Origin of the sequence: Nocardiopsis sp. FIRDI 009 (assembly GCF_003386285.1) — a bacterium.
GTDB lineage: Bacteria > Actinomycetota > Actinomycetes > Streptosporangiales > Streptosporangiaceae > Nocardiopsis.
In genome coordinates this window covers 77,089-96,789 of the sequence record NZ_QPNC01000009.1, presented here as the reverse complement: position 1 = coordinate 96,789, position 19,701 = coordinate 77,089, and the positions used below count along the sequence as shown (strand labels likewise).

Here is a 19,701-nt window from a genome sequence, read left to right as displayed (position 1 = left end):
CCTTCGTGTCGGGTGGTGGGGTTGGGGAACGGACGGGGGCCGGTCAGCCCCGGAGGGCGGCCCCGCGCAGGGACCGCAGCCGGTACAGGGCGTCGGTGCCGCCGCGGCCGAAGTGGTCGTGGAGTTCGGTGTAGACGGCGTACAGGTCGGTGTAGGCCGCGGTCCGGTGGGGGACGGGATCGACGGTGGCGTCCCGGATCCCGCCCATGGCGGCGGAGGCGGCGTGGATGTCGGGATAGGCCCCCGCCGCGACGGCGGCGTGGATCGCCGAACCCAGGGCCGGTCCCTGTTCGGAGGCGATCACGCGGAGCGGGCGGCCCAGGACGTCGGCGTAGACCTGGAGGACGAAGGGGTTGCGCACCATCCCCCCGGCCACCGTGAAGGTCTCGACCGGGATGCCGTGGGCCTCGAAGGCGTCGATGATGGTCCGGGTGCCGAACGCGGTGGCCTCGACGAGCGCCCGGTAGACCTCCTCGGGCCGGGTGGCGAGGGTGAGACCCGCGATGACGCCGGACAGGTCGTGGTCGACCAGGACGGAGCGGTTGCCGCTCTGCCAGTCCAGGGCGACGAGCCCGTGGGCCCCGACGGGCGCCTCGGCGGCCCGGGCGGAGAGGACGTCGTGCACCGACACACCCCTCTCCCGCGCCTCGTCGTGGTAGGCGGGCGGGGCGTAGGAGTCGGCGAACCAGCCGAAGATGTCGCCGACACCGCTCTGCCCGGCCTCGTACCCCCACATGCCGGGGGTGATCCCGTGCAGGGCCAGTCCGCACATGCCGGGCACCTCGGCCAGGACGTCGGAGTTCATGACGTGGCAGGTGCTGGTCCCCATGATGGCGAGCATCTGGCCGGTGCCGGTGGTGCCCGCGGCGGCGGCCGTGACGTGGGCGTCGACGTTGCCGACGGCGACGGGGGTGCCCTCGGGCAGTCCGGTCCACGCGGCGGCGCGGGCGGTCAGCCCTCCGGCGCGGTCGCCGAGCTGGGAGAGGGGATGGGCGAGACGCTCCTCCACGAACCCGGTGAAGCGCGGGTCGAGGGCGGCGAGGAAGTCCCGGTCGGGCCACCGCCCGTCCTGGTGGATGCCCTTGTACCCGGCGGTGCAGATGTTGCGGGTCTCGCGTCCGCACAGCTGCCAGACGATCCAGTCGGCGCCCTCGATCCAGCGTTCGGTGCGCTCGTAGACCTCCGGGTCCTCGCGCAGCACCTGGAGGGCCTTGGCGAACTCCCACTCGGCGGAGATCCGTCCGCCGTACCGCGGCAGCCACGGTTCGCCGCGTTCGGCGGCGACGCGGTTGATCTCGTCCGCCTCCTTCTGCGCGGCGTGGTGTCGCCACAGCTTGGGCCAGGCGTGCGGGCGGTCGGCGAGGCTGGGGAGTTCGCACAGGGGGACGCCGTCGGCCGTGGTGGGCATGACCGTGCAGGCGGTGAAGTCGCAGCCGACACCGATCACACGGTCGGCGGGGACACCGCTCGCGGCCAGCGCCTCCGGCACGGCCCGCCGCAGGACCTCCCGGTAGTCGTCCGGAGCCTGGAGGGCGGTCTCGGGGGCGAGGCGCTCGGCGCCGCCGGGCAGGGTGTCGGTGATGACGCCGTGCTCGTAGGGGTGCACGGCCGTGCCGAGTTCGGTGCCGTCGGCGACCCGCACGACGACGGCGCGTCCGGAGAGCGTCCCGAAGTCCACGCCGACCACGACCGCGTCGGGGGGTGCGCCACCGGCATTGTGAGCGTTAACATTTCGTGCGCCTGGGCTTCCGTTCACGGGGACCTCTCGACTCGGGGGGGCGGATGGGAGGCGGTCGGCGGATCAGGGCGGGCCCGGCAGCCTGGGAGCGGTGCTGTGTCTGATCCGCATCCGGGCCGGGACGACGACGCGTACAGAGGACACCGCACCGGAGGCGTCCGTCGAGGGTGTTCCGCCCCTCCGTGAGGCGGCGGCCCCCGGGCGGTGGCGGGTGACGGGAGGGCGGAGCGCCGAAGGCCCGCCCCCGTCGGACAGCTCGGCGAGGAGGACGTCGATGCTCGCGCGGCCGACCTGGTCGAAGTCCTGCCAGACGGTGGTCAGCGCGGGCGTGAGGTACTCGGCCTCGGGGATGTCGTCGAACCCGACGACGCTGACGTCGCCGGGGACCCCGATCCCGTGCTCGTGGAAGGCCCGCAGCACCCCGATCGACATCTGGTCGTTGGCCACGAAGACCGCCGTGACCTCGGCGCCCCGGGCGCGTTCCCCGGCCAGCCGCAGCCCCAGTTCGTACCCGGACCGGGGGCTCCAGTCGCCGTAGGCCGGTTCGGGGACGGGCGCCCCGGCCTCGGCCAGCGCCCGGCGCCACCCCTCGACCCGCGCCTCACCCTCCAGCCAGTCGCGCTTCCCGGCGATGTGGTGGACGGTCCGGTGGCCCAGGTCCAGCAGGTGGCGCGTGGCGGTGTACGCCCCGCCCTCCTGGTCGACGCAGACCACCGGCAGCCCCGACCCCTCGCCGCCCTCGACCGCGACGAGCGGCCGGAGGCCGGACAGGTCGGCGAGCGCCTCGACCACGGCCCGCTGCGGGGCGATGGCGATGCACCCCTCCACCGACTGCTCGACGAGGTAGGTGGCGGCCTCGACGACCGCCTCGCGGGTGATGCCGTCCAGGTTCACGATGCTCACGAAGTACCCGGCCTCGCGGGCGGCGTTCTCGATGGCGGCCAGGGTTCGGGCGGGCCCGAAGAGCGTGCTGTCGAAGGCGAGGACGCCGAGGAGGTTGGTCCTGCGGGTCACGAGGGCGCGGGCCGAGGGGTTGCGCCGGTAGCCCAGCTCCTCGATGGCCGCACGGACCCGGACCACCGTCTCCGTCCGCACGTTGGGGTGCCCGTTGAGCACCCGGGAGACGGTCTGGTGGGAGACCCCGGCCAGCCGCGCGACGTCGGCCATGACGGGGGTGCGTCCGTCCCGTTCGGACATGGGGACTCCTCCTCACCGGATCCTCCGGCAGTGACGTGGGCAACATTGTTAGCGCTAACATCTGAGGTGTCAAGGAGGTTTCGCGATGGTTTCCCGGGTTTCTCCCCTCCGCCCCGACCATGTGGACCGGCCCGGTGGACCTCCGGTGCGGGCCGCCCCGGCTCAGCCGACCAGGCGGGCGTGCAGGGCGGTGGCGGAGGTGTCGGTGAGCGAGGCGACCTGGTCGACGACGACGCGCAGCGCGGCGGCGTCGTCGGGGGCGGTCTCGTAGGCGGCGCGGAACTGCGGGTCCAGTCCCTCGGGGGCGCTCTCCCGCAGCGCGGCGACCAGCTCGGTGATCGTCCGCCGCTCCTCGGCCTGGTAGGCCAGCGCCTCCTCACGGGACATGACGAAGTGGGCGGCGACCGCCTTGAGCAGCGCGCACTCCAGGAGGGCCCGGCGGGGCAGGACGAGGTCGGCGCGGTAGCGGGTGAGCCGTCCGGGCCCGTGGGCCCGGCGGGTGGCGCGCTCGGCGGCCAGGCAGAAGCGCCCGATGAGCTCGCTGGTGAGGTTCTTGAGCGCGGCGAGGGAGGCGAGGTCGCCGGTGAACTCGCCGGGCCACATCGGTTCGGCGAGCAGGTCGGTGAGGACCTGGTCGAGTTCGGCGGTGTCGGCGTCGCAGTAGCGGTCGGCGGCGATCCGGCACACCTCGGCGCGCTCGACCGGGCTGCGCAGGGCGGCCATGCTCACCAGACCGGCGTGGAGGGCGTCCTCGACGTCGTGCACGGAGTAGGCGACGTCGTCCGACCAGTCCATGACCTGCGCCTCGAAGCACGTGCGGCCGGTGGGGGCGCCCTCCCGCAGCCAGGCGAAGACCTCGGTGTCGTCCGGGTAGCAGTTGAACTTGTGGGTGTCACCGCCCTCTCCCCTGCGCCACGGGTACTTGACGGTGGCGTCGAGGGTGGCCCGGGTGAGGTTGAGCCCGTTGCTGCGTCCGTCCGGGGCGATCACCTTGCCCTCCAGCCGCACGAGCAGCCGCAGGCTCTGGGCGTTGCCCTCGAACCCCCCGCACTCGGCGGCGGCCTCGTCCAGCGCGCGTTCGCCGTTGTGGCCGAAGGGCGGGTGGCCCAGGTCGTGGGACAGGCACGCGGCCTCGACCAGGTCGGGGTCGCACCCCAGGGCCTGGCCGAGTTCCCGACCGATCTGCGCGCACTCCAGGGAGTGGGTCAGCCGGGTGCGCGGAAAGTCGCTCACCCCCGGTTGGACGACCTGGGTCTTGGCGGCCAGGCGGCGCAGCGCGGAGCTGTGCAGCACCCGGGCGCGGTCGCGTTCGAAGGGGCCCCTGGCCCGGTTCTTGCGGGACTCGCCCGCCATGCGCGCGGTGTCCTCCGGCGTGTACCCGGGGACACCGCCCTCTGCTCCGACTCGGTTCGTCATCGTTTTCACGACTCTACTCACCAGTGCTGACGAAGCATGACATCGCCCCTGGTCAGGCCGCGTCGACGCGGATGTCGCTGCTGTCGTTGAAGATCCAGTAGTACCAGAGCGACACGGTCTCCCTCGTGATGTACCAGAGCTGGGTGCGGCGCTCGATGACGGCCGGTCCGGAGCGCGACGGGGAGGTGCCCGCCTCGATGCCGTGGTCGTGGGCCATGCGCTGGGAACGCAGGCTGTGCCAGGGGTCGGAGACCAGGGTGGCCGTGTCCCAGTCGTTGACCTCGAAGACCTCGGCGACGGCCCGGATGCTCTGGAGGGTGTCCCTGCCCTCCTCCACCGCGATGATCTGGTCGGCGGGGACGCCCACCTCGATCAGCCAGTTCCGGCCGGAGCCGGCCTCGGTGTAGTTGTCGCCGGGCTGTTTGCCGCCGACGGTGACGATCATGGGGGCGACGCCGTCCTGGTAGAGACTCTGGGCGTGCCGGAGGCGGGCCTCGAAGATCGGTGAGGGGACGCCGTTGTACTGGCTGGCGCCCAGGACGACGATGGCGTCGGTGGGCGCGCGGTCGTCCTGCCGGGCCGTGTACCAGACCCAGGCCCAGGTTCCGGGGGGCAGCGCGAGCAGGGTGAGCAGGACGAGGGCGACCACCCAGCGCACCCGGACGCGGCGGCGCCCGCGACGGCGGGACGCGGCCGGGCGCGGCCGGGCGCGGCGGGGAGCGCGGCCGTTCCCCGGGATGTCATCGCCGTGGTCGAGGGGCGGGAGGCCGGGACCGGGGCTCCCGTCCACGGGGTCCCCGGGGTTCTGGGGTTCGAGGGGGACGGAGGGGGTGTGGGGGTCGGCGGTGGGCGCGCGGCCACCCGTGGCGGGCACACCGCGCGATCCTGGACGTTCACGGACGAAACGGCGGGTGAAGCCGCTCCCGGAACCGTGGTCGGCCGGACCGGTCAGGCCGGTGGGGTCTGTGGGACCGGTCGGGTCGAGGGGGGCGTCCCCCGTGGCGGCTCCGGGCCGGGTGAAGGCCCGGGTGGCCGCGGTGCCCGAGGCGTCGGCGCTGTCGCCCTGGTCTCGGGTGAAGGCCCGGGTGGCCGCGTGGTCCGGGGCGGGCTCCCCCGCCCCGCCTGGTTCACGGACGAAGGCGCGGGTGGCCTCGACCTGGGGCGACCCGGTCTGCCCGCGTGTGAACACGCGTGTGCTCTCGTCGTCGGCATGGGCCGCGGAGACCGGGTTCTCCCCCGGGTCGTCGCCGCGCCCGTCACTCGCCGTTCGCACCGGCTCACCTCCGCATATCACCGCCTGGGAGACCATCCACCCGCTGGGACGTCCACCGACCGCCACTGGTTCGTACCTCTTCAATCCCGTAGGACGGTTCTGGCGACCGAAACGGAGGTCGTCGCACCCGGGGGGCGCCGCGTGCGGAGTGAGGACAGCGGGGAACAGCGGACGCACCAATGGTCAAGAATATATCACGATAAGATCACATCTCATCGTCTTGACCGTCGGGGTCCGGGATGAGTCTAGAGCGTCGGCGGCGGCCGACGTCCGCCATCCGGCGAGGTGAACGGGGGTGGTGTGAGTGACTCCGGGTACTCACACCACCCTCGTCGGCTCAGTCCGCGGTACGTCCGGCGGCCCGGCCCGCCTCCAGACGGGCGACGGGTACGCGGAACGGCGAGCAGGACACGTAGTCCAGCCCCGCGTCGTGGAAGAAGTGGACCGAGGCCGGGTCGCCGCCGTGCTCACCGCACACGCCCAGCTTGATCCCCGGACGCGCGGCGCGCCCCTCCTCCGCCGCGATGCGGATCAGGCGGCCGACGCCGTCCACGTCCAGCGACTCGAACGGCGACACCCCGAACACGCCCTTCTCCAGGTAGGCGGAGAAGAAGGACGCCTCCACGTCGTCGCGGGAGAAGCCCCACACGGTCTGGGTGAGGTCGTTGGTGCCGAAGGAGAAGAACTCGGCGTTCTCCGCGATCTGACCGGCGGTCAGGGCGGCGCGCGGCAGCTCGATCATGGTGCCGACCGGGAAGTCCAGCTCCACGCCGTTCTCCTCGCCCACCTCGCGCAGGACGCGCTGGGCGTCCTCACGGATGATCTCCAGCTCCTGCACCGTGCCCACCAGCGGGATCATGATCTCCGGGCGGGGGCGGCCGCCCTCGCGGATCCGGTCCACGGCGGCCTGGGCGATGGCGCGCACCTGCATGGTGAACAGGCCCGGCACCACCAGTCCCAACCGCACGCCGCGCAGGCCCAGCATCGGGTTCTGCTCGTGCAGCTTGTGGACGGCCTGGAGGAGCCGCAGGTCGTTCTCGTGGCTCTCGCCGCGCGCCTCGGCCACGGCCACCCGCACCGACAGTTCGGTGATGTCGGGCAGGAACTCGTGCAGCGGCGGGTCGAGCAGGCGCACGGTGACCGGCAGGCCGTCCATCGCGCCGAGGATGCCGTCGAAGTCCTCGCGCTGGAGCGGGAGCAGGGTGTCGAGGGCCTCCTGCTGCTCCTCGGCCGTGTCGGCGAGGATGAGGCGCTCCACCAGCTGGCGGCGGTCGCCGAGGAACATGTGCTCGGTGCGGCACAGGCCGATGCCCTGAGCGCCCATCCGGCGGGCGCGGGCGGCGTCCTCGGGGGTGTCGGCGTTGGCCCGCACGTACATGCGGCGGGCGGCGTCGACGTAGTGCATGAGGCGGTCGACGGCGCGGACGAGGTCGTCGGCCTGGTCGGAGGCGGGGTCGATCTCGCCCTCGAAGTAGCGCACGACGGGCGAGTCCACGACGGGGACCTCACCGAGGTAGACCTGGCCGCTGGTGCCGTCGATGGAGATGACGTCGCCCTCCTCGACCACCTCGCCGCCGGGCGCGGTCATGCGCCGGTTCTTGGTGTCGATGTCGAGTTCCTCGGCGCCGCACACGCAGGTCTTGCCCATGCCCCGGGCCACGACGGCGGCGTGCGAGGTCTTGCCGCCGCGGCTGGTGAGGATGCCCTCGGCGGCGATCATGCCCTCCAGGTCGTCGGGGTTGGTCTCGCGGCGGCACAGGATGACCTTCTCACCGCTGCGCGACCACTTGACGGCGGTGTAGGAGTCGAAGACCGCCTTGCCGACCGCCGCCCCGGGCGAGGCGTTCATGCCGCGGCCGATGCGGTGGGCGTCGTCGGAGGCCGCCGCCCTCTCGTCGAAGCGCGGGAACATCAGCTGGGCGAGCTGGTCGCCGGTGACGCGCTGGACGGCCTCGTCGAGGCTGATCATGCCCTGGTCGACGAGCTGGTCGGCGATGCGGAACGCGGCGGCGGCGGTGCGCTTGCCGACACGGGTCTGGAGCATCCAGAGCTTGCCGCGCTCGATGGTGAACTCGATGTCGCACAGGTCCCTGTAGTGGTTCTCCAGGGTCTCCATGATGCCCATCAGCTCCTGGTAGCTGCGGGCGTCGATCTTCTCCAGGTCGGCGAGCGGCACGGTGTTGCGGATACCGGCCACGACGTCCTCGCCCTGGGCGTTCTGGAGGTAGTCGCCGTAGACGCCGGACTGGCCGGTGGCGGGGTCGCGGGTGAAGGCGACACCGGTTCCGGAGTCCATGCCGAGGTTGCCGAAGACCATGGAGCAGACGTTGACGGCGGTCCCCAGGTCGGCGGGGATGCGCTCCTGGCGGCGGTAGAGGACGGCGCGGGGCGCGTTCCAGGAGTCGAAGACCGCCTTGACGGCCTGGGCCATCTGCTCGCGCGGGTCGGTGGGGAAGGGGCTGCCGGTCTGCTCGTGGACGATGGCCTTGAACCGCTCGACGAGGGCGCGGAAGTCGCCGGCGTCCAGGTCGAGGTCGTCGGTGATGCCCTTGGCGGCCTTGGCCTCGTCGATGGCGTCCTCGAACAGTTCGCCGTCGATGCCCTGGACGGTCTTGCCGAACATCTGGATCAGGCGGCGGTAGGAGTCCCAGGCGAAGCGCTCGTCGCCGCCCTGGTCGGCCAGGCCCACGACCGACTCGTCGTTCAGACCGATGTTGAGGACGGTCTCCATCATGCCGGGCATGGAGAATCTGGCGCCCGAGCGTACGCTCACCAGGAGCGGATCGTCGGGCTGGCCGAGCCTGCGGCCCATGGCCTTCTCCAACTCCTTGAGGTTGTCCTCGATCTCCGCGTCCAGACCGGCGGGCATCTGACCGTTTCCGAGGTAGTGGCGGCACGCCTCGGTGGTGATGGTGAAGCCCGGGGGCACCGGCAGCCCGAGATTGGTCATCTCGGCGAGGTTGGCCCCCTTACCGCCGAGGAGATCCTTCAGGTCCTTGTTGCCCTCGGTGAACTTGTAGACGTACTTGGCCACGGGGGCGCTCCCTCGTCATGTCGACGGCTCCGTCACGAGCCGACCCTTGCTGCGTGGGCGTGACTCTTCCACACTCTGCGACCTTCCCCCTCTATGAACCACCGTTTTTTGGAGTTTTAGCAGGTCAAAAGCATTAGAAAGGTCTATACCAATGGTTCAGCCCGGGTGCACGGATCCCTGTCCTCAGGATACGGGGGACGGGGCCGGGAGTCCCATGACACCGCTGGTCACAGCATTCACGTACGCAAACCTGGGCCTGTGGACCGGCTCGGAGGAGCCCCGGCGAACCACACGACCAATCCCGCCCCGAGACCGCACCCACCGGGCACTGTGCGACTCGACACACCTCTACTGGCAAGTAACCTACGCGCCCGTAGGTTAGGCTTCGGTCATCGCTCCCCACGGGGCGGAACACGAGAGGGAAGGTGCACGGCGGTGTCGGACGAGCAGACGCGGGAGACCGGGACCGTGGCGGGGCCAAACGACGACGCCGGCCCCGGCGAGGCGTCCGGGCGGGCCGCGTCGGCCGCCGGTGAGCTGCTGGAGGCGGTCAAACCCCGGCTGCGCGGGTGGTTGCACCTGGGCACGGCGCCCCTCGCCCTGGCGGCCGGGATCGTGCTGGTCTGCCTCGCCCCCACCTGGCCAGCCAAGGCGGCCAGCGCCGTCTACGCGCTCAGCTCGGTGATGCTGTTCAGCACCTCCGCCGTCTACCACGTCGGCCGGTGGTCCCCGCGCGCCCAGAAGGTGCTGCGGCGCATGGACCACTCGAACATCTACCTGATCATCGCGGGCACCTACACGCCGTTCGTGGTCCTGGTCCTGGAGGGCGGCCTGCGCGCGGCGATGCTGGCGCTGATCTGGGGCGGAGCGATCGCCGGGGTGGGGTTCAAGCTGCTCTGGCTGGGCGCGCCGCGCTGGCTGTCCACCGCCCTGTACCTGGCGATCGGCTGGGTGGCGGTGCTGTTCATCCCGGAACTGATCAGCGGGACGCACCCGGCGGCGTGGATCCTCATCCTGGTCGGCGGGGTGCTGTACAGCGTCGGCGCGGTGGTCTACGCCCTCAAGCGGCCCGACCCGGCGCCGCGCTGGTTCGGCTTCCACGAGATCTTCCACTCGCTGACCATCGCGGCCTTCGTCTGCCAGTACATCGCGGTGTCGTTCGTCGTCTACACGGCCGGCTGAAACCCGCGACGGATGGCGCCCCGACGGTGTGCGGCCTGCGCCGTCCACGCCCCGGGCCGACCGGCGCCCCGGATGGTCAGTTCCTCGTTGGCGCCGACCACGAGCAGCGTCAGGTCCCAGAGCCCGTATCCGGACGCGAGCTGTTGCATCCTGCCTGGATGGACCGCCCGGATCAGCGCCCCGAACACGAGCGGGAGACGCACAGGGTGGCCAGCGGCGAGCGCCAGAGCCGGAGCACACCGCGGTCCCTCCACATTCCAAGCCAGCTCGGAAGGTTCACGCCGTCGGGGTTCGTCTGCCAGTAGTGGTCGCCCACCGAAGCTCCCTCCGCATGTGTTCCTGGAACTCGGAACACGCGTGCAACCCAGGAGCCGCAGCATCACCGCCAACGGTAACAGACCGTATAGGCGAGTTCCGGATACTCCGAGGATCGCCAGGTCGACCACCCATCGCCGCGGCAGAAGGCAGTGGCCCCGTAGTCACTGGTGCGCCCGGTAACGACGACGTTCGAGGTGCTGCATGAGCCCGTGTTGGTGAACGTCGCCGTGTCGCCGCTGCCGCGCTTGAGGAGGCACTGCCGGACTTCCGCATAGCCCATGTCGTCCGGGTAGTTCATCGACAGGCACAACACACGGTCCAGATCAGCGTTGTTGGGACCAAGGAACGGCTTCCAGAGGTTGTAGCGCGGCCAGCCGTCGCAATTCGATGCGTCGTCTCCGCCGTAGACGGCGAGAACCGTGAAGTTCCCCGTCTCACAGGGCACGGTTCGCCAGATTCCGGGGCCGTTCGGGCCGTAGACGCAGTCACCCTGTTCGGCATGGTAAGCGTCTCCTCCGGGGTTCAGATAGCTCAGGCACAGCACCAGATCGTGACGGAACGAAGAGACGCTCCGGTCGCTGTCGGTGACGTCAGCACATCTCCCCAGGTCAGTAGTGCCGTAGCGGATGTCCACCACCTCGAAGGCGCCGGTCGTGCAATCCGTCGCAACCAGGTCCACTTCGGTACGCGTCCCCACGTCATAGAAGCAGGAACCGATCTCCGCGTCCCCTACCGGGTCGGGCGTGGCCGACGGTGTCTCCGTCTCCTCCTCGCCCGCCGTCACCCCCGATGCGTCGGAGTCGCCGCCGGGTGGTTCGTACGGTTCGTAGGTCCGCATGTCCGCGTCGAAGGCTTCCGTCTGTGACGGTGTGTAGGCGTCCGCGGTGGACGAACTGTCGCTGCCTGAGGAGACGTTCCCGAGAACGAGTACCACGGCGATGAGGCCGGCGATCAGTGCGGCGATCTGGCCTCCGGACATCTGCCGGGGCTGGCCCCCTCCCGGGGCCGCGTTTCCCGGTGGCGGCGTCACCGAGGAGTTGGACGCCGACGACGCGACCGGAGACCCCCCTCTGCGCCGTTGGGTAGCCGCGGGTGCGGCGGATGCCACCGGCACGATGGCGGTGAGCTGCTCGGCCCATGCCGTCGGTGTCGGCCGCCGAGCAGGATCCTGGCTGAGACTGGCTCGGGCCAGGTCGGCCAGCTTCGGGCTGAGCGTGGTCAGCGTGGCAGAGTCGGTGGCAGTCTGGTCATGGGCGAAGAGCCGGATGGCGAGCAGGGCGAACTTGTAGACGTCGCTGGAGCGGGTCGCTTTCTCCTCGCCTGCGGGGATCTGCCAGTCAGGTGTCTCGGCCTGAGGCAGCGTGGTGATGCCCTGGAGGCGCATAGCGTCGCAGTCGATGAGGAAGCACTCAGGCTCCGGATCGGTAGTGAACAGCAGGTTTTTGGGGGAGAGGTCACCGACGGTGATGCCGATGCGGTGGAGCCGTTTGAGGGTGGCGGCCAGGTCGGCCAAGAGCATGACCCGGTCGCGCTCGCTGATGTTGAGGCCGATCCCGGCCACGTAGGTGTCAGTGTTGAGCAGATACTCCAGGTTGGCCAGTCGTCGGGTGCCCCCAGAGGTACCGGCAAGGCTCCTGAAGGTGAACTGGAACTGGTCGGGGACGAGCCGCATGAGCAGCCCGCAGGTGCGACCGTTGCGCTGGACCACGGCCGCTGGCCAGGCCGTCTTGTCGCACAGCCACCGTCCTTCTTCGGCACTCAGCGTGCGGGGCAGATCCACCTGCGCGGCCAGCGCGGCGGCATCCAGCTCGGGCAGTACGGCAGGAGAGTACTCCTTGTAAGCGACGCCCCAGCCGCCGCCCACCGCCTTGTTGATCTTCTTGTTCGTGACCTGGTGCACCGTGCCCTGGCCGCCTTGTCCGAGTTGGCGTCCCAGGGTGAGCATGCCGTGTTCGACAACCGGTGCGGATGTGGAGCTCACTCCGCCGCTTCTCCGGTGTGCGGCCAGATCACCAGCAGCGTGCGGTCGTCGTCGAAAGTCTCCCGCGAGAAGTCGAGGAGGTGCGCGAGCCACGCCGGAGACGTCGGTGTGCCCAGGTGGTGGGCGAAGAGGTCGCCGACCCGGCCGTCCCCGTCACCGAGCGGATCCGCGAAACCGTCGGTGCCGACCAGCAGGGCGTGTTCGGGTTCCAGCTGCACACTGCTGTATTCCAGCACATCGGGCACGTGAGGGAGCGGAGTGATCTCGTTCGACACCAGCAGGGTGTCGGATCCGGTCTTGGAGGTGAACAGTGGCTGGTAACGGCAACTAGACCGGTCCAGCACCCAGGCCACCGAATCCGCGATGCGGCACAGCTCGACCGTGGGCCCCGCCGGGTCGGCGTGCACCACGCCGGCCACCAGTGTCGTCGCGTAGAGGCCCGCCACCTCACCCGTCTCGGGATCCTTTCCACCCAGGCGCTCCGTGGCCAGCTGCCGCAGCCGCTCGGCGGCGTGCAGCACTACGTCCCGGAAGTCCAACTCCCTTTCTCCGGACGACAGCAGGTAGAGCATCCGCTCCACCGCGGACCGGCAGGCCTCGACGGCACCGAGCTCCGAGTTCGAGGCGCTGGACACGCCGTCGGCGACGGCGAACACGATACTGTCGGTCGCCTCGTGGACGGCAGCCCGCGCCGCGTCCTGGCGGGGCCGCCGGTAGTAGCGATGCTTGGCGCCTCGCACCGAGGCGAAACGCAGGCAGAGGGACGGCGTCGACCAGCCGTCGCACTCGGTGTCGGGGAACTCGAAGGCGTCCTGGCCCGGTGGCCGGGCCTCGAACTCAGGACCCGGCTCTCCCACCGTGAGCCGCTGCCACGACATGGTCGGCGATGCGACGGGCGGGGCCGGAACTTGGGCCTGGCTGTGGCTGATGGCCCTACCCACTATCCGACCTCGTCGATCGCCATAGTGAACTGCTCCGGGCGGTTCACCACCAGTTGCGTACTGTCCGAGTTCAGTGCCTGGCCGGTGGCGACCAGACTCGCGGTCAGCGCATGGAAGAACTCGGATACAGCCCGCCCGATATCAGTCCCGGGCGTGGCAACGAAAGCGAACTCCGGCCGCGTCGCCACCTCCACCATGGTGCGGGCCTCGGCATCCCCGATCCCACAGGCCACGATGTTGGGTGCGGTCGGCGTCTGCGCCCGGTCGGTGAGCCGGGCGTGCGACTGCCGCCACACTTCCCCATCGGTCGGCTGCCCGTCGCTGAGGAAGAACACCACCGGCCGATGCACCTTGTAGCCCTCGCCCCGCAGCCACTGGACGTCGGACGGAATCCGGCCCAGCAGATCATCGAAAACCGCCCTGTAGTTGGTTATGCCTCTGATTTCTACCTTTGGCAGGCTGCTCTCGTGGCGCATGTCGGCCACTGCGAGACGCACCTCCACATCGTCCGCGAAACCCAGCACCGCCAGCCGCAGTTTGGCTGCGACCATCGGCTCGGCCCGCAGCCCCTCGCAGAGGGAGGTCAGACCATTGGCCAGGTCCTCCTTGTACGGGTTCATTGAGCCCGACTCGTCGGCCAGTACATAGGTTGGCAGAAGTATGCCCTTTGTTTCCGCCATGCGGAGTCGTTCCCCGTTTCCGTGTCGCACGTCCGTCGGACTGGTGCACGGCTGCGAGCTCAGGAGTCGCTCACACTCGGTTCCAGCCCCGTTCTCCAGTCCTGGGGTCTTGCCAACCATGGACCCAGACGCTGCAATACAGATGAAATATCGATGATGTGCGGGGTGAGAGCGGATGGGAATGGAGGCGTCGCGGTGGCCGAAGGTCCCTCAACGGCTGCGCGTCGAGGTGCTCGGGCCGGTCTCGGCATGGCGTGGCGCAACGCCCCTGGATGTCGGGCCCGCACGGCGACAGGCCGTACTGACGGCCATGGTGCTGTCCCGGGGCACACCGGTCAGCCATGAGCAACTACTCGACGGGGTGTGGGGCACGTATCCGCCGAAGTCCGGTCGCCGCGTTCTGCCGAGCTACGTCTACTCGCTGCGCAAGGCACTCGACCCGGAGGGGACAGGGCGTGCGAGGTCGGTGATCCGCAGCAGCGGCGGCGGGTACCGCTTCGTCATCGACGACGTCCAACTCGATGCAGACGAGTTGGACGGACACGCCAGATCGGCACGTCTGGCAAGGACCGCGGGCGACCTGACCACCGCCGTGGACAAGTTCACCGCTGCCCTCAGCCTGTTCCGGGGTGAGCCCCTGGCCGGGCTTCCGGGCCCTTTCGCCTGGAGCGAGCGGCAGCGGCTCTCGGAGCGCTGGCGCGCGCTCCGGGCCGAGATGCTGGAATGCCTGGTCCTGCTCGGGCGTTCCGGTGACGCGCTTGACGACCTGACCGCGCTCGTCACGTCCGATCCCCTCAACGAGTCTCTGATGGCGCTGCGCATGCGCGCCCTGTACGGAGTCGAACGGCAGGGCGAGGCGCTGAAGGCGTACGAGGCCATGCGTACGCGCCTCCGCGACGAGCTGGGCGTCGACCCCGGTGAGGAACTCCGCCGCGTCCATGAAGCGGTACTTCGTCGTGACGACGCATACCTCGTCGGCTCTGCGGCGGTACGCCCGGCCCAGCCGTCCGCCCGGCCTCGGCACGTGGTGAACGACCTGCCGGGCGTCGTCGGTCGGCTCACCGGACGCGCTCACGAAATGGGCCTGCTGACCGCGCCGTCCCCGTCAGACGCTGTGTCGATCGCGACGGTGGACGGCATCGCGGGTGTCGGCAAGACCACGCTCGCCGTCCACGCCGCCCAGCACCTGCGCACCGACCACCCGGACGGTTGCCTCTACGTCGACCTGCGGGCTCACAGCTCAGACCGACAGAGCCTGACGCCACAACGAGTCCTGCGGCGATTACTGCGGTCCTTCGGTGTGCCCGGCAGTGAGGTGCCGAACGACCTCGACGAGCTCACCGCGGCCTGGCGTGCCGCGACGAGTTCGCTGCGGCTCCTGCTGGTACTCGATGACGCCGTGAACACGCAGCACGTCGCACCGCTCCTTCCGGCCGGACCAGGCAGCAGAGTGCTGGTCACCAGTCGGCAGCGGCTAGTCGAACTCGACGCCGACCGCAGGGTCACCCTGGAGCCCCTGGAGACCGTCGACGCGGTGTCCCTGCTCCGGCACCTGGCCGGAAAGGAACGCGCGGACAAGGAGCCGGAGGCGATACGGGAACTGGCCCGACTGTGCGACGGCCTTCCGCTTGCGCTACAGATCGCAGGAGTGCGTTTGCAGACCCGCCCCGCGTGGACATTGGCGTACCTGGTGGAGCGAATGACCGGTGACAAAGGTCGGCTCAGTGAGCTCAGTGCCGGAGACCGCAGCGTGGGGACGGCCTTCACGCTCTCCTACGACCAGCTCCCGCAGCGGCTGCGCCGCGGATTTCGTGCCCTGGGCCTTGCCCCGACAGTCGAGGTCGACCGTCTGGCAGCGGCGGCCATGATCGGTTGTTCTCCCGCCGACGCGGAGGGGGTGTTGGAGAGCCTGGTGGACACGAGTCTGCTGCAGCAGACTCGCGCGGGTCGCTATCGCCTACATGATCTGGTCCGGTTGCACGCGCGGCGGCTCGCTCAGGCCGCACCCGCGGAGGCCGCTGCGGCACACACCGCCGTACTCCGCCTCTACCTGGACGCGGGCCGCATCGCCAGTGACTGGGGGCCCTGCGGATTCCCCACCGGACCGCAGCCCGACGGTGCGCCTTTCACGGACTGGAAGAAGGCGGAGAGCTGGCTGGACGCGGCCAGCGGTGAGCTGCCCGATGTCGTCGCCCAGGCCGCGGCGCTGGGCGAGGCGGACCACGCGTGCTGGATAGCCGAAGCACTCTGCGACTACTTTCTGCGCCGCGGTCGCTATCACGAGTGCCGGGCCGCCCTCGAGGCCGCACTCTCCTGCGTGGGCAAGGCCACCGACCAGCGGATGGCCCCCGCCCTGCGGAACGGCATGGGCATGGTCGACTTCTATCAGGAGCGCTTCACCGAGGGACACGTCTGGTTCACCGAGGCCTTGCGGATCAGCCGTGATATCGCAGACCAGCGAGAAGAGACCCGCGCCCTGACCGGGCTGGGAGCCGCCAACCTGAACTCGGGCCGGAGCGAGGAAGCGGTCGTCCAACTCACCGCGGCGGTCGACTCGTCCGAGCAACTAGGTGACAGTTGGCTCGCCGCGATGGCGCTCGACCTTCTCGGTATGGCCAACCACCTCCAGAGGAACAACGACATGGCACTGGACTGCTTCAGGCGCGCCTACGCCCACGCCGAGACCAACGGCCGACCCCATACGCTCAGCCGTGCCCTGTCCTGCATCGCGCACGTCCACATCGGTCTCGACAACCACCATGAGGCGAGAGATCTACTCCACCGCGCCTCCGACCTGGCCGCGCAGGGCGGAAGCGCGGTGCTGCACGCGCTCGCGCTGACCCGGCTGGGCACCGTGGAAGAGAGAGCCGGAGATTTGGGTAGCGCCATCGACCGGCACCACGAGGCGCTCTCCCAGCACGGGCTGCTCAACCCGATCACGGAACCGCACTACGACCGGCTGGAGATGCACATCCGCTGCCGATTGGGCCAGACCTACTCCATGGCGGGCCGCCTGAGCGAGGCGCGCAAACAGTTCCAGGCCGCGCTCGCCGCCCCCGGCGCCGAGGCACATACCGCTGAGTACGCACAGGCAAATGCGGGCCTGGAAGCCTGTGCGGTCGCCTGACCGTTGTGTTCCCGATGTCGGGATTGTGAGCGAAAGGGGCCGCACGGTCACCGGATAGACCCACGGAGTCACTCCAGCGTGGATCCTCATCCTCGTGGGCGGTGTGCTCTACAGCGTCGGCGCGGTGGTCTACGGCCTCACGTGGCCCGATCCGGCGCCACGCTGGTTCGGCTTCCACGAGATCTTCCACTCGCTGACCATCGCGGCCTTCGTCTGCCAGTACATCGCGGTGTCGTTCGTCGTCCACGCCTCGGGCCGACCGACGACCGTCCCGCCTCACCCGGCGTCCCCCTCCTTCGCGGCGAGGCGGTCCGACGCCAGGAGGAGAAGCGCGGACACGCCGAGCAGGGTGGCGAACCCGGCCAGGAGGAGCGCGAAGTCGCTCGTGAGCGAGGCGGCCAGGGGGCCGACGCTCGCCCCGGCGAAGAGGACGAAACCGTTGAGGGCCATGCCTCCGGCCCGGTCCGGCGCCGCCGCCTCGCCGAAGAGCGTGATCATCGCCGGAACGGCCACGGCGATGCCGACGACGAAGACCAGGCTCGCCGCGCAGACCCCGACGAGGGACTGGGCCAGGACCGCCTCCCCCGCCAGGCCGAGGGCCGCGGCCAGGAACCCGGTTCGGGCGACGGCGTTCAGACCCCAGCGCCGCGCCAGCGGGCCCACGGTCAACGCGGCGAACATCCCGGGCAGTCCGACCAGGCGGATCAGGATGACGTCCGAGGGGTCGAGTCCGAGCTCGTCCACGTGGGGGCCGAGGGCGGTGTACATGCCCACGAAGGTCAGTAGAAGGGTGACGTGGGAGCAGCACAGCGCCAGGACGGACGGCTTCACGGCGACTCGGCCCAGAGCCGCGAAGCGGTGTCCGAGGTGGCCCGAGACACCTCCGCGGGGGCCTCGGAGAGGGTGAGGGCGGCCGTCAGGCACGAACCGGCCAGAACCGTCGCGCAGACCACGAACATCCAGGGCCAGCCGAACCAGAGCGACACGTACGAGGCCAGCACCTGGCCGAAGATGCCCGCCACGAGGAAGGCGATGGACATCGTCCCGATCGCGGAGTTCCGCCGCTCGGGGGGTGTGGCCTCGGCCAGGTAGGCCAGGGCCACCGGTGTGAAGCTGGCCGCCGCCAACCCCTGGAGCCCCCGGAGGGCGGCCAGCCACCCGACCGACGTCGCGAAGGCGCAGGCGAGGGTGGCCAGGGACAGCGCGAGGAGCCCGGGAACCATGAGCCTCCTCCGTCCGACCTGGTCGGAGACGGGCCCCCAGACCAAGAAGCCCACCGCGTAGCAGAGGCTGAAGCAGGTCGCGAGGGCGAACGTGACGTCACCGCCGAACTCCTCACCCACCGGGGCGAAGAGCGGGATCGCGGTGTACAGCTGCGTCAGCACGATCAGGGCGGTGAGGACGAGCAACGCCACGGCGGCTCCGCCCGCGGGGGGGGGCGGTGCTCCGCCCCTGGATGGGAGCCGTCCGCCCGTGGTCGGGCGAGGGGGTGTGAGAGGTCGGGAAGACAAGGGGAACCTCTTTTCCAACGCGAACGCTGGAAAAGAGTTCAGTAGCATGAACCGCCCATAGCAAGGCTCGCGTTGGAAGTTGGTCGGGCACCGAGGAGACGTATTGGCCCGGGACACCGAGGGCACCAAGCGCAGGATCAGGGAGGCGGCCGTCAGCGAGTTCGCGAGGTTCGACCCCGACGGCACGACCATCGAACGCATCGCCGGGGCCGCCGGGGTGAACAAGGAGCGGGTGTACAACTACTTCGGCGGCAAGCGAAGCCTGTTCTCCACCGTCCTGCGCGACGAGCTCGCGAAGGTCGCCCGGGCCGTACCCGTCGAGTCCTTCGCCACGGAGGACGTCGGCGACTACGCGGGACGGGTGTACGACTACCACCGCGAGCGGCCCGAGCTGACCAGACTCCTGCGCTGGGAGGGGCTCGCCTTCGACGGCGAGGTCTCCGACGAGGAGCTGCGCCGCCGGTACTACGGATACAAGTCGGCGGCCATGTCGGACGGCCAGGAGCACGGCGCGGTCACGCGGTCGATCGACGCCGACCACCTCACCTTCCTCGTCCTCTCCCTCGCCGGGTGGTGGTCGGCGGTCCCGCAGGTGGCGCGCATGCTGGCCGGACCTCCCACCGAGCAGGAGCACGCCAGGCGCCGCGCCGCGGTGGTGGAGGCGGCCCGACGCCTGGCCCGCAGCCCCTGACACCGGTTCCCCACCGGGACGGCGCCGCGCCCTGCCGCACGAAACCGTCCACGAGGTCGGCGAACGCGTCGGCGGACTCGTCGCTCGGGTACGCGCGCGGAAATTCCGATGGCCTGATCCGACCGGAACGAGTCCCGTCAGGCGATGCGGACTCGCGTCGGCGCCCTCCCCGCCAGCGGAGGAAGAGCCGGGGGTAGGCCACCGGCGGCCTCTTCGCGTCCTCCACGATCCGCCGCGGACCTGCCCGAGGAGAGGCACGCGGGGCCGTGGCCGGATGAGGCCGATCACCTCAACGGCTCTGGTTCGCGCCGACGCATGAACGCGGGGTGCGCCGCGCAGTGCTCGGTGAGCCGGTCCCCACCCGGACTCCGGCATCGCCCACTCCCCGAATCAACGACGGAGAGCAAGGATCCCTGGCCCCGTCTCGTGCGAGCCCTGGTGCCTGAACCCCCGTGTCGGACTTTTTGTGCATTCCAGAACCAGGAATTTCCGTTTCTTCGGGATCTGCAGTGGGATGCCGTACCGAGGGGTTCGGCCGCGGCCGATGACCTCTGATGCTCCGACCGTTCGGCATCACTTGAAACACTGGTAACGGCAACCCCCCTCATCTCT

The 19,701-nt window shown here is 70.3% G+C and carries 14 protein-coding genes and 1 pseudogene; 4 read left to right on the top strand and 11 right to left on the bottom strand.

Annotated elements, in window-relative coordinates; genetic code table 11:
* Positions 1–43: 43 nt before the first annotated feature.
* The 5 genes from araB to ppdK form a co-directional block, all read right to left on the bottom strand.
* Positions 44–1,687 carry a ribulokinase gene (gene araB / locus DVR05_RS07150; protein WP_116245029.1) on the bottom strand — a complete coding sequence of 548 codons (1,644 nt, stop codon included), beginning with the start codon at positions 1,685–1,687 and terminating at the stop codon, positions 44–46.
* A 114-nt stretch (positions 1,688–1,801) separates the two neighbouring features.
* On the bottom strand, positions 1,802–2,935 hold the full coding sequence (locus DVR05_RS07145) for a LacI family DNA-binding transcriptional regulator (protein WP_232832025.1): 1,134 nt from the start codon (positions 2,933–2,935) through the stop codon (positions 1,802–1,804).
* Between the two features lie 162 nt (positions 2,936–3,097).
* The gene (locus tag DVR05_RS07140; RefSeq protein ID WP_116245028.1) at positions 3,098–4,351 is read right to left on the bottom strand and encodes a deoxyguanosinetriphosphate triphosphohydrolase; all 1,254 of its coding nucleotides are present in this window, start codon (positions 4,349–4,351) and stop codon (positions 3,098–3,100) included.
* A 52-nt stretch (positions 4,352–4,403) separates the two neighbouring features.
* On the bottom strand, positions 4,404–5,624 hold the full coding sequence (locus DVR05_RS07135) for a YdcF family protein (protein ID WP_116245027.1): 1,221 nt from the start codon (positions 5,622–5,624) through the stop codon (positions 4,404–4,406).
* Between the two features lie 337 nt (positions 5,625–5,961).
* The gene (gene ppdK / locus DVR05_RS07130) at positions 5,962–8,658 is read right to left on the bottom strand and encodes a pyruvate, phosphate dikinase (RefSeq protein ID WP_116245026.1); all 2,697 of its coding nucleotides are present in this window, start codon (positions 8,656–8,658) and stop codon (positions 5,962–5,964) included.
* Positions 8,659–9,126: 468 nt separating this feature from the next.
* Between ppdK and DVR05_RS07125 the strand changes: the two genes are divergently transcribed.
* Positions 9,127–9,840, top strand: coding sequence for a hemolysin III family protein (locus DVR05_RS07125; protein WP_116245332.1), 714 nt, complete (start codon positions 9,127–9,129; stop codon positions 9,838–9,840).
* On the opposite strand, the gene DVR05_RS07120 is transcribed toward DVR05_RS07125, so the two are convergent.
* The 4 genes from DVR05_RS07120 to DVR05_RS07105 all read right to left on the bottom strand — a co-directional run bounded on the left by DVR05_RS07120 (position 9,825) and on the right by DVR05_RS07105 (position 13,760).
* Positions 9,825–9,989, bottom strand: a complete 165-nt coding sequence (locus DVR05_RS07120) for a hypothetical protein (protein ID WP_157982401.1) — start codon at positions 9,987–9,989, stop codon at positions 9,825–9,827. The genes DVR05_RS07125 and DVR05_RS07120 overlap by 16 nt on opposite strands.
* Positions 9,990–10,219: 230 nt before the next feature.
* On the bottom strand, positions 10,220–12,139 hold the full coding sequence (locus tag DVR05_RS07115; protein WP_157982400.1) for a lipopolysaccharide kinase InaA family protein: 1,920 nt from the start codon (positions 12,137–12,139) through the stop codon (positions 10,220–10,222).
* Positions 12,136–13,017 carry a protein phosphatase 2C domain-containing protein gene (locus tag DVR05_RS07110; protein ID WP_116245023.1) on the bottom strand — a complete coding sequence of 294 codons (882 nt, stop codon included), beginning with the start codon at positions 13,015–13,017 and terminating at the stop codon, positions 12,136–12,138. The genes DVR05_RS07115 and DVR05_RS07110 overlap by 4 nt, the downstream gene beginning before the upstream one ends.
* Positions 13,018–13,079: 62 nt before the next feature.
* Positions 13,080–13,760, bottom strand: coding sequence for a hypothetical protein (locus DVR05_RS07105; protein ID WP_116245022.1), 681 nt, complete (start codon positions 13,758–13,760; stop codon positions 13,080–13,082).
* Between the two features lie 175 nt (positions 13,761–13,935).
* On the opposite strand from DVR05_RS07105, the gene DVR05_RS07100 reads away from it, so the two are divergent.
* Complete coding sequence (locus tag DVR05_RS07100) at positions 13,936–16,887, top strand: AfsR/SARP family transcriptional regulator (protein WP_198659077.1); 2,952 nt, start codon at positions 13,936–13,938, stop codon at positions 16,885–16,887.
* Between the two features lie 64 nt (positions 16,888–16,951).
* Positions 16,952–17,140 (top strand): annotated as a pseudogene (locus DVR05_RS07095) (hemolysin III family protein); the annotation flags it as partial.
* A gap of 23 nt (positions 17,141–17,163) precedes the next feature.
* Here DVR05_RS07095 and DVR05_RS27300 read toward each other — a convergent pair.
* Positions 17,164–17,718, bottom strand: a complete 555-nt coding sequence (locus DVR05_RS27300) for an MFS transporter (RefSeq protein ID WP_232832024.1) — start codon at positions 17,716–17,718, stop codon at positions 17,164–17,166.
* The gene (locus tag DVR05_RS27295; protein WP_232832023.1) at positions 17,715–18,302 is read right to left on the bottom strand and encodes an MFS transporter; all 588 of its coding nucleotides are present in this window, start codon (positions 18,300–18,302) and stop codon (positions 17,715–17,717) included. The genes DVR05_RS27300 and DVR05_RS27295 overlap by 4 nt, the downstream gene beginning before the upstream one ends.
* A gap of 199 nt (positions 18,303–18,501) precedes the next feature.
* Between DVR05_RS27295 and DVR05_RS07085 the strand changes: the two genes are divergently transcribed.
* Complete coding sequence (locus DVR05_RS07085; protein WP_116245021.1) at positions 18,502–19,089, top strand: TetR/AcrR family transcriptional regulator; 588 nt, start codon at positions 18,502–18,504, stop codon at positions 19,087–19,089.
* The last annotated feature ends 612 nt before the right edge of the window (positions 19,090–19,701 follow it).

What these genes read in the sequence shown, in the direction of transcription:
- DVR05_RS07110 (WP_116245023.1), bottom strand. Translation starts at nt 13,017, where the DNA reads ATGTCGTGGCAGCGGCTCACGGTGGGAGAGCCGGGTCCTGAGTTCGAG.
- DVR05_RS07140 (WP_116245028.1), bottom strand. Translation starts at nt 4,351, where the DNA reads ATGACGAACCGAGTCGGAGCAGAGGGCGGTGTCCCCGGGTACACGCCG.
- DVR05_RS07100 (WP_198659077.1), top strand. Translation starts at nt 13,936, where the DNA reads ATGGGAATGGAGGCGTCGCGGTGGCCGAAGGTCCCTCAACGGCTGCGC.
- DVR05_RS07145 (WP_232832025.1), bottom strand. Translation starts at nt 2,935, where the DNA reads ATGTCCGAACGGGACGGACGCACCCCCGTCATGGCCGACGTCGCGCGG.
- DVR05_RS07105 (WP_116245022.1), bottom strand. Translation starts at nt 13,760, where the DNA reads ATGGCGGAAACAAAGGGCATACTTCTGCCAACCTATGTACTGGCCGAC.
- DVR05_RS07120 (WP_157982401.1), bottom strand. Translation starts at nt 9,989, where the DNA reads ATGCAACAGCTCGCGTCCGGATACGGGCTCTGGGACCTGACGCTGCTC.